Below are 7,902 nucleotides of genomic sequence, written 5' to 3' on the forward strand. Positions count from 1 at the left end.
GTGATTTATATAATACTTGCTTCTATTATTTTTTCAATTATTTCTGTTTTAAAAGAAAAAGATATTTATTATAAATTAGTACCTTTACTTACAATACAAACAAAAATTTCAATTCTTATTATATTATACTCTTACATTAAAGAACAGCCAATGTTAATAGATATTGGTATTTTTTATCTTTTGCTTTCAATTGGTGGAACCTTTGTTATATCATCTTTCATTTCCAGGAGTGATTTATGATAATAATATACCTTGGTACTTTAATAATGCTTATTGGGAATTTTTTGGCTTTTTTTCAAAAAAACATTCTTAAAAAAATCCACTATATTGGTGCCGGCGATACTTCTGGAGCTATTTTAATAATGATTGGATTACTAACAAAAAATTACGAAATATCAAAAATAATATCTACAATTTTAATTTTAATAGTAGGTCTCCCTGCTTCAAGTTATTTTATTTCCATTTCCATTATAAGAAAGGAAAAAAAGTTATGATAAGGTATATTTTTGGAATGACTGCAATCTTTGTAACAATCTTTATATTTTTCTCAAATAAAACTTTTAACTCTTTTTTATATAGAACAATTCTTAGTGTTTTAATGGTTGCAATTTATACATTATATCTTGCACCAGATGTAGCACTAGCCGAAGCAATGTTAGGTGCTCTTTTATCAACGTTTGTATATCTTTTAACATTTAAAATCCATTCGAAAATAAAAGTTGTGATCGTCGAAATACCAATACTCTGTGAAAATCACCAAAATATATCTGTTGGTTTGATCCCAGAAATACTTAATGACTTTGCAAAAAAATACAATCATAAAATTGAGTTCATTTATGAAGAATCTATTTCTAAAGTTGACAAATTACTCCTTTCTGGAGAAGTTGACATTGCAATTTCCTATGATGGTGATTTTAAAATTCTAGAAATACCTATTTACAAACACAAAGATAGAGAACTTACATACTTTGAAATAACAAAATCTTCAGACATAGATTACTCAAAAGTAAAAAAAATAAAAAATGCTTCTTTATATTTTAAATTCTCTGATAAAGATACAACACTTTTTGAAGAATTTTCTTCATTTTATAATTCCCAATACATAAATGAAAAACTAAAAAAATACAAATTAGGAGGGATTTGAATGACATACGTTCAAGAAGCTGTTAATAAGATTGTAGAACTTTGCAATATACCAAGCCCTACTGGTTACACCTATAAAGCTATAAAATACTTAATTGATGAATTTAAAAACCTTGGTTTTAAATACTACCTAACTAACAAAAACAACTTATTAGTTGACCTTGGACATGGTGATAGTAATGCAATCATGTTTACTGCTCATGTAGATACTTTAGGTGCAATGGTAAGATCTATAACAAATAAAGGGACGCTTAAAATTACAAGAATAGGTGGCTATCCTTTCAGTCACATTGAAAATGAAAATTGTACTATTTTCACAAGAGATGGTAAAGAATTTACTGGCACAATTTATAATATTCATCCATCAGTTCACGTATATGAGGATAGTGGAACAATAAAAAGAAGTGAAGAAAATATGGAAATCGTTTTAGATCAGAAAGTTCACTCAAAGGAAGACGTTATTGAACTTGGAATTATGCCAGGAGACTTTGTATCCTTTGATCCCAGAACTGTTGTAACAAAAACAGGATTTATTAAGAGTAGACATCTTGATGATAAAGCAAGTGCAGGTATATTAATAGCACTTGCAAAGTCAATACGCGATTTTGCAATTGAACCAAAGAGAAGAGTTTACATGCTTTTCACAAGTTATGAAGAAGTTGGCCATGGTGGAGCAGCAAATATTCCTGAAGATGTTACTGAGGTTATAGCTGTAGACATGGGAGCAGTTGGCAGCGATCTCGAATCAAATGTTTACTCTGCATCAATTTGTGCTAAAGATTCCAGTGGCCCATATGATTATGAAATTGTTGGAAAATTAATAAAAGCTGCAAAGTTTGCTGAAGTAAATTATACAGTTGATATTTATCCTTATTATAGTTCTGATGTTAGTGCTGCTTTAAGGGCTGGACACGATATAAAGCATGGACTTGTTGGACCTGGGATTTATGCTTCACATGGATATGAAAGAACTCATATTGAAGCTATTGAAGCTACACTAAAGCTTTTACAAAAGTATCTTGAAATTGACTAATTTAGTATATGGTATAATTGAATAGTAGAAAGTTAACTTATGGAGGTAGATAATTTGTCAGTAGAATATAATTTAACAAAAGCAGAAAGAAAATATCTTCTTATGGTTTTTTTAACTCTTAATTCAATGGGATGGACTAGATTAAAAAAAATTGCTGACTATGCTGGTGTAAAAATGCCATCTGCAAAACAGGCATTAGATTCCCTAGCTGAAAAAGGACTGATTTATTATGAGAAAAGAGGAGCTATTACTCTAACTGATGAAGGAAAAAAAATTGCAATTATAGAAAATAAAAACATAAGAGCTGTTCAAAAATTCTTAGTTGAAATTTTAGGAATAGACCCAGAAAAAGCATGGGATTCATGCTTAAAAATTTATTTTGATATGGATGAGGAAGCTGCTTCAAAATTTTTACTATTTGCAAAATTTATGAATGAATGTCCACAAGAAAAACCATTTTTTATTAAACACTTTAAAGAATATTTAAGCAAAGGAAAAATAACCGATAATTGTCCATTTCTTAATAAGGAAGGTGAATAAATTGGAAAAAGAATTAGATGTTTTATTAAAAATTGATAAAGAAGATGTTCATCTTTTAAGCTATATTTTAGAATCAGAAGACAATTTAGCAAATATTAGAAAATATGAAAACCAAATATTACGTATAATAACCACCTCTTCACTTTTAGATGAAGTTATGAAAATTTTAAATAGTTTAAAAGAAAAGATCAAGTTTGAAATTATCGAAATAAAGGAAAATTCTGGAAGTGCAGGATAAATGACTTTTAAAAAGTATGTTATTTTTTTCCTGATTATTTTTTCTATAGTAATTTTTCCTGAAATTAATAAAACATTATATTTCAATTTTAATAATAAAATAATAGTTAAAAACTATGATGAAAGCTTCAACTTTTCATTGAATGAATCAACTATTGTAGCAATATATGGAGATTCAAGATGGGGAGATAAGATTCACTCCGAAATTGTATCTCAAATTCTAAAATTCAATCCACACGTTGTTATCCATTTAGGCGATATGGTAAACAAAGGTGATAATATAAATGACTGGGAAAAATTTTTTGAAATAACTTATGATTTAAGAAAACGTTCATACTTTCAAGTAGTAAAGGGCAATCACGAAAATCCAAGTGATTATTTTGATAAAATTTTTGGAGTTAAAAACTATTATTCAGATTTTTTTGGATACAGATTTATATTTTTAGATGCTGAATCTGGAATAAACAAATGTATAGAATTTATTAAAAACTATGCCAACGAAAAGTCTATAGTATTCCTTCATTATCCCATCTTTACGGTTGGCCCACATTTTAAAGATTCCATTGTAAAAAAATTAAAAATTTTACACGAAATATTTTTAAACAAAAATGTTAAACTGGTAATTTCTGCCCATGAACATAATTATCAGCACTTTGTTTTTAATAATTTTCATTATATAATTACTGGTGGGGGTGGAGCTGCCACCTACAATAAAGTACTTAACAATAAAAATTTAACCTTTTTTTCAAAAGTTCACAATTTTGTTATTCTTGAATTTAATAACAAATTTGTTACTGTAAAATCATATAAGTACAATGGTGAACTATTGGAGGAATTTAATGTTCAATACTGAATTAATAATTGAAGAAATTTCTAAAAGTGATATTTTTAACCTTTATGAATATAGAAAAAACATATTGTCAGAAACACCATTTTTAGTAACCACCTTAGATGATTTAATGGATTTTAATTCATTTAAAAATTATATTCATTTTTACATTGAAAATGATTTACGAAATATATTTGTAGCAAAAAAAGATAATACTATAATTGGTGAAATTACAATTTTAATTCACGATAAAAAAAGAATGAGACATGTTGCAGAATTTGGTATTTCTGTTTTGAAAGAATATCGCGGTAAGGGCATTGGAAGAAAATTAATACAAACAGCAGAAAAATGGGCTTTTGATAAAAATGTAAAAAGAATTCAAATAGAAGTTATGGAAAATAATAATGTTGCTTTAAATCTTTATCTTTCGCTAGGATATAAAATAGAAGGTAGAAAGAAAATGGCAGTTCGTTTTGGTAATTCGTTTGTTGATCTAATTATAATGGCAAAGTTGAGGGATTTTAAATGAAAAAACTTGTATCAATACTTCTCACAACATTTTTTTTATTATTTCCACAACTTTTATTTAAAATTGACTATTTCAACTCTCTTAAAGAACTTAATTTTTCAAAGCAAATTGTTGAAAATGAATTTAAAAGTTATAATCAACTGGTTAAAGAATATATTTCAGTTAAAAAACCAGATGGATATGTTGTTGATAATAAAATTTATTTTGAAGGTTCTTTGTATGAGTACAATAATATTAAAGAAGGATTTAACATCCTTACTTTGAATAATAAAGAGGAGCTTTTTTATATAACTAAAAATAATTTATACAATGTTCCTGGAATAAATTCAACTTTTCTATTCTATATCTCAACAAATGAAAAAATTATGAATGAAGGATTTGAATTTAAAAATTTGCAAGAAGTATTCCCGGACATTGATAATAATGTAACTTACTTTAATGGAAAAAAAGTGTTATTCAAAAAAATTAAATTATCAGATGACTGTTATTCAATTGTTTACGTCTTATATCCAAAAAAATATTTAACATTGTACTTTATATTCATACCAACTTCAATACTCATATTTTACTTTTTCTTTTTTTACAACAGGGAAATGGAAAAAAATTTGAACAAAAATATAAAAAAATTCTCAAGATCTATAAAAATTCTCAAAAATATAATCAAAAATTGTGAACATAATGAAACCTTAAAAGAAGAAATAAAAGAATTAAAGAAAATACTCAAGGAGGAATAAAGTTGGAAATATACATTGATTCAACATTTTCAAAAAATGAACTAATTGAATTTGTTGTGCCAATCATAATAAGAGCAAACAACAATTTTTTTGTAGATTTTTATAACTATATCGCCCTATATAACCCTAATTTAAATCTTGTTAAAAATGAAAAATTATTAGATATACATATGAACGTGTATGAAATAAACACGGAGATTGATTTTGATAACTTGCAAGAATTAACTAAAGAAAATTCTGAAATATTTTTTACACGCAATTTTATTGCAAAAAAAGCATTAGAACTAAAAATTAACGAAAATAATAATTTTTTAAGATATGAAAATTCAATTTCTTCAATTGAATTAATAATTTCCTTAAATACAAATTTTCTAATAGATAATCCTGAAATTTTTTCCTATAAAAATTCTGAAAAAATACTTGACTTATTTATCTATATTAAATTGCTTGATTTATCAAAAAAATACAATTATCTCTTAGAATCAAAGGGTTCAACAATGATATATAAAATAAACTATCAACCTGATTTTAATCTTTTCTTGGATTTTTGGAATAATTTTGTTAAATTGAACTCAAAACTAACTCCTACTTTTTTAAACAGAATTTCAAACAAAACTTGTAAAAAAATTAAAAACATTTTCACGTTTCTTCCGCAAGATACTTTAAAAGAACTAGTATTAAAAGATGAATGGTTTATAAACAAATTATTCAATGAAATTACTACATTAAAAAGAATTATATCAGAGGAGGTGCAACAATGATTTCTACAAAGCAAGGTGATAATGGAAAAACAAAACTTGCAAATAACGAAACAGTATATAAAGATGATTTACATGTTGAAGCATATGGAACAGTTGATGAACTTAATTCATATTTAGGTTATGCAAAACATTTTTTAAACAAAAAAGAAAAAGAAATAATTGAAGATATTCAAAAAGATCTTTTTAGAGTTGCAACCGAACTTGCCAAAGGTGAAAAATTTATAAACCTAATTTCGAAAGAAGATGAAGAAAAAATAACAAAACTAGTAGAAGAATATGAAAAAAATGTAAATCTAAACTCTTTTGTAATACCTGGTGCAACTAAAGAAAGTAGTATTCTAGATATATGTAGAACCATTGCAAGACGTGCTGAAAGAAGAATAGTTTCACTTTCAAAAAGTGAAAATGTAAGGAAAGAATTGATAGCGTACATTAACAGAATTTCTGATTTACTCTACATAATAGCAAGATACGTTGAAAAAGATAATATTATGCCTTATTCCGCCCACAAGTAAAAAAGGAGGAAGTAAAAAATGATCAAAATTGACGGTAATAATCTAAGATTAGATGATATCCATAATGTTGCTCGCAATTTTGAAAAAGTAGATTTAGATGATTTTGCTAAAAATAAAATAACTGAATCAAGAAATACAATTGAAAAAATTTTATCGAGTGGAAAAACTGTTTACGGTATTAACACAGGCTTTGGTGCACTTGTAAATGTAAAAATCTCGGAAAAAGAATTATATGAACTACAAAAAAATATAGTATTATCGCATTCAGCTGGAATTGGTGATCCTTTAGATGAAGATATTGTTAGAGCTATGATGCTTCTTAGAGCTAACTCTCTTGCCAAAGGTTTTTCTGGAGTAAGAGTTGAAGTAATAGAAAAATTGCTTGAATTTTTAAATAAAAAAGTTTACCCATATGTTCCTGAAAAAGGTAGCGTTGGTGCCAGTGGCGATCTTGCCCCCTTATCCCATATTGCCATGGCACTTATTGGAGAAGGATATGTTATTTATAACGGAAAGAAAGAGCCAACGAAAAAGGTGCTTAGTGAATTAAATATTAACCCAATAAAGTTAAAAGAAAAGGAAGGATTAAGTCTTTTAAACGGCACTCAATACATTACTTCAATTCTTGCATTAACAATCAGAGATTCGATAAAACTTCTAGATATAGCCACATTAATAGCTGCAGCAAGTGTTGACGTTCTGCTTGGAACACCTGCTGCTTTCGATGAAAGATTACAAAAAGCAAGGAATCATGATGGGCAAATATACATTGCAAGTTTATTAAGAAATTACTTAAATGGAAGTCAAATAAGAGAATCTCATAAAAATTGTAACAAAGTTCAGGATGCTTATACTTTAAGAGCAATTCCACAAGTATATGGAGCAGTATATGATACGTTAATATACGCAAAAAAAGTTGCAGAAAACGAAATAAATGCTGCAACTGATAATCCTTTGGTTTTTGATAATGATGTTATTAGTGGTGGAAATTTCCATGGGGAGCCAGTTGCATTAGTATCAGACTTTCTTGCTATCGCTTTAACCGATCTTGGAAACATGATTGAACGAAGAATTGATAGATTAGTAAATCCATTAATAAACCAAAAATTACCACCATTTTTAGCTTCTGGAAAAGAAGGTTTAAATTCTGGGTACATGATTTGGCAATATACTGCAGCAGCAATATGCAATGAAAACAAAATCTTATCACATCCAGCATCTACTGATACAATACCAACATCTGCTTATCAAGAAGATCATGTAAGCATGGGGGCAACTTCTGCAAGAAAGCTTAGAAAAATATTCTTCAATATAATTGACTTAGTTACAATTGAAGCAATGCTTGTAAAAGTTGCACTTGAATTTAGAAAACCATTAAAATCTTCTAAAAGTATTGAAGAATTTTTCCGAAAATTTGACTTTATTAAAATAAACGGAGATAGATATTTTGGAGATGATTTTGAAAATGTAAAAAATATTATTATTAAGGAGGTGCTGCAATGAAATTACAGGCAAAATTAATTCTTGCACTTGTTCTTGTTTCAATTCTTGCAACTGTAACAAGCGTAACAACATCATCTT

At 27.2% G+C, this 7,902-nt stretch carries 12 protein-coding genes; all 12 read left to right on the forward strand.

Annotation, left to right across the window (positions count from 1 at the left end; translation table 11 throughout):
• The 12 genes from OB7_RS09275 to hutH are packed head-to-tail and all read left to right on the forward strand — an operon-like array spanning position 1 to position 7,824.
• On the forward strand, positions 1 to 240 hold the full coding sequence (locus OB7_RS09275; protein ID WP_004103430.1) for a monovalent cation/H+ antiporter complex subunit F: 240 nt from the start codon (positions 1 to 3) through the stop codon (positions 238 to 240).
• Positions 237 to 494: a monovalent cation/H(+) antiporter subunit G gene (locus OB7_RS09280; protein ID WP_004103432.1), complete on the forward strand. Its 258-nt coding sequence runs from the start codon at positions 237 to 239 to the stop codon at positions 492 to 494. Before OB7_RS09275 ends, OB7_RS09280 begins: the two co-directional genes overlap by 4 nt.
• The gene (locus OB7_RS09285) at positions 491 to 1,144 is read left to right on the forward strand and encodes a hydrogenase subunit MbhD domain-containing protein (protein ID WP_114703134.1); all 654 of its coding nucleotides are present in this window, start codon (positions 491 to 493) and stop codon (positions 1,142 to 1,144) included. Before OB7_RS09280 ends, OB7_RS09285 begins: the two co-directional genes overlap by 4 nt.
• The gene (locus tag OB7_RS09290; protein WP_004103436.1) at positions 1,145 to 2,176 is read left to right on the forward strand and encodes a M42 family metallopeptidase; all 1,032 of its coding nucleotides are present in this window, start codon (positions 1,145 to 1,147) and stop codon (positions 2,174 to 2,176) included.
• Positions 2,177 to 2,230: 54 nt separating this feature from the next.
• Positions 2,231 to 2,716 (forward strand): metal-dependent transcriptional regulator, encoded by a 486-nt coding sequence (locus tag OB7_RS09295; RefSeq protein ID WP_012579340.1) that lies wholly within the window; start codon positions 2,231 to 2,233, stop codon positions 2,714 to 2,716.
• Complete coding sequence (locus OB7_RS09300) at positions 2,709 to 2,954, forward strand: DUF4911 domain-containing protein (RefSeq protein ID WP_232617999.1); 246 nt, start codon at positions 2,709 to 2,711, stop codon at positions 2,952 to 2,954. The genes OB7_RS09295 and OB7_RS09300 overlap by 8 nt, the downstream gene beginning before the upstream one ends.
• A complete protein-coding gene (locus OB7_RS09305) occupies positions 2,955 to 3,806 on the forward strand; it encodes a metallophosphoesterase family protein (RefSeq protein WP_012579341.1) in 852 nt (283 codons plus the stop codon).
• Positions 3,793 to 4,311, forward strand: coding sequence for a GNAT family N-acetyltransferase (locus tag OB7_RS09310; protein WP_114703135.1), 519 nt, complete (start codon positions 3,793 to 3,795; stop codon positions 4,309 to 4,311). The genes OB7_RS09305 and OB7_RS09310 overlap by 14 nt, the downstream gene beginning before the upstream one ends.
• Positions 4,308 to 5,045, forward strand: coding sequence for a hypothetical protein (locus OB7_RS09315; RefSeq protein WP_114703136.1), 738 nt, complete (start codon positions 4,308 to 4,310; stop codon positions 5,043 to 5,045). Before OB7_RS09310 ends, OB7_RS09315 begins: the two co-directional genes overlap by 4 nt.
• Positions 5,046 to 5,047: 2 nt before the next feature.
• Positions 5,048 to 5,806 carry a hypothetical protein gene (locus OB7_RS09320; RefSeq protein WP_114703137.1) on the forward strand — a complete coding sequence of 253 codons (759 nt, stop codon included), beginning with the start codon at positions 5,048 to 5,050 and terminating at the stop codon, positions 5,804 to 5,806.
• Positions 5,803 to 6,321, forward strand: coding sequence for a cob(I)yrinic acid a,c-diamide adenosyltransferase (locus OB7_RS09325; protein WP_114703138.1), 519 nt, complete (start codon positions 5,803 to 5,805; stop codon positions 6,319 to 6,321). Before OB7_RS09320 ends, OB7_RS09325 begins: the two co-directional genes overlap by 4 nt.
• Before the next feature lie 18 nt (positions 6,322 to 6,339).
• On the forward strand, positions 6,340 to 7,824 hold the full coding sequence (gene hutH / locus OB7_RS09330) for a histidine ammonia-lyase (RefSeq protein WP_004103460.1): 1,485 nt from the start codon (positions 6,340 to 6,342) through the stop codon (positions 7,822 to 7,824).
• Positions 7,825 to 7,902 lie beyond the last annotated feature (78 nt).

The organism is Thermosipho africanus Ob7 (genome assembly GCF_003351105.1).
GTDB classification, from domain to species: Bacteria; Thermotogota; Thermotogae; order Thermotogales; family Fervidobacteriaceae; genus Thermosipho; species Thermosipho africanus.

Bases quoted from the DNA above. Each gene is read 5' to 3' on its own strand.
- OB7_RS09280 (WP_004103432.1), top strand. From the start codon at position 237: ATGATAATAATATACCTTGGTACTTTAATAATGCTTATTGGGAATTTT.
- OB7_RS09285 (WP_114703134.1), top strand. From the start codon at position 491: ATGATAAGGTATATTTTTGGAATGACTGCAATCTTTGTAACAATCTTT.
- OB7_RS09290 (WP_004103436.1), top strand. From the start codon at position 1,145: ATGACATACGTTCAAGAAGCTGTTAATAAGATTGTAGAACTTTGCAAT.
- OB7_RS09305 (WP_012579341.1), top strand. From the start codon at position 2,955: ATGACTTTTAAAAAGTATGTTATTTTTTTCCTGATTATTTTTTCTATA.
- OB7_RS09310 (WP_114703135.1), top strand. From the start codon at position 3,793: ATGTTCAATACTGAATTAATAATTGAAGAAATTTCTAAAAGTGATATT.
- OB7_RS09315 (WP_114703136.1), top strand. From the start codon at position 4,308: ATGAAAAAACTTGTATCAATACTTCTCACAACATTTTTTTTATTATTT.
- OB7_RS09325 (WP_114703138.1), top strand. From the start codon at position 5,803: ATGATTTCTACAAAGCAAGGTGATAATGGAAAAACAAAACTTGCAAAT.
- hutH (WP_004103460.1), top strand. From the start codon at position 6,340: ATGATCAAAATTGACGGTAATAATCTAAGATTAGATGATATCCATAAT.